Consider the following 1,404-nt stretch of genomic DNA (forward strand, 5'->3'; position numbering starts at 1 on the left):
TGAGCTTACCCCCAATCTTTGACCACGAAACGGCAAAGTTAAGGTGGAAAAAGCATCCTTTTTCTGGCTTAAACTCCCAGCCACCTCAAACGGCAGGGAGCCTTGCTGTCAAGGCTGCGAAGCACCGGGCGAAGCCCGGCTTGGCCTTTACTGCAAGGTGAGCTGTCGTATCCTGTGGCCTGGAGTTTAACCAGCACCACGTGTTTCATGAGTTATCACTGCGGTGTGGAATACCTCGGCCGGTGTGCGCTTGTCCAGTGCGGAATGCTCTCTTTCGTTGTTGTAGAACTCAAAATAGTGATGGAGCCCCCTGAAGAGAGCATGGCCGTCAGAGTACTCGTTGGGATAAATGTTTTCATATTTTACCGTCCACCACAGTCGTTCTATAAACACGTTGTCCAGTGCTCTCCCTCGGCCGTCCATGCTGATCAATATCTTTTTGTCGAGAAGCACATCTGTAAACGATTCCGAGGTAAATTGAGAGCCTTGGTCGGTGTTAAATATTTCAGGTGTTCCCCGCATGAGAGCCCTTTGAAGGGCTGATATGCAAAATGTGCTCTCCAGGGTGTTGGAGATTTCCCAGGCAAGAACATAACGACTGTACCATTCCAATACTGCCGTCAAATACATAAATCCGTGCTGCATTGGGATATAGGTGATATCCGTGCTCCACACTTGGTTGACACGATCGATGGGTACATCTCGCAGTAAATACGGATAAATTTTGTGTTCTGGGCAAGGCTTGCTGGTATGGGGGCCCGGCGTTATAGCCGAAAGCCCCATCATCTTCATGAGGCGGGCAACCCGTTTGGGGTTCACCCTATGCCCCTTACCACGAAGCCAGTCCGTCATCCGTGGGTACCCGAACTCGGGGTGCCTCATGTATTGCTCATCGATCAAACGCATCAGAAGAAGGTTTTCGTCGGTTTCCTGTGCCGGTTTATAATAAAGACCAGACCGGGGAACGCCAGCAAGCCTGCACTGGCGCCGGATGGAATAATTTGAAGCCGGTTCCACCCAGCGGCGGCGCATTGAAAGTGGCAGGCTCACAGCTTTTTTTGGAGCCACTTAAGGTCCATTTTGAGGCGACCTATCTCCTCGTAAAGGGGAGCGGTCAACTCTTCTTCTGTTTTAGCACGGGCCTTTTTCTTTGAGGAGAAGAGTTCTGGTGCGTTTGATAGCAGCTGCTTCTTCCAATCTGATATCTGGTTCGGATGTATCTGATATTCTGAAGCAAGTTCGGCTAAGGTCTTCACGCCACGGATTGCCTCAATCGCAACCTCGGCTTTAAATTTGTCGGTAAATTTTCTTCGTTTTTTTCCCATCTGCATCCTCTCGCTATTAGCATTATTGGGATGCAGATTCCACTTAAGCCTGTGGTCCTAAAATCGGGGGTAAGCGCAG

General features: G+C 50.0%; 1 protein-coding gene. It reads right to left on the reverse strand.

The features are described 5' to 3' along the window. Positions 1-186: 186 nt before the first annotated feature. Positions 187-1,325 (reverse strand): IS3 family transposase gene (locus MSL71_RS26300; RefSeq protein WP_425484465.1). Its coding sequence is split into 2 segments (ribosomal slippage): positions 187-1,047 and positions 1,050-1,325, totalling 1,137 coding nucleotides; the frame shifts between segments, so codons are not numbered across the junction. Positions 1,326-1,404 lie beyond the last annotated feature (79 nt).

Source organism: Desulfoluna butyratoxydans (assembly GCF_900699765.1).
GTDB lineage: Bacteria > Desulfobacterota > Desulfobacteria > Desulfobacterales > Desulfolunaceae > Desulfoluna > Desulfoluna butyratoxydans.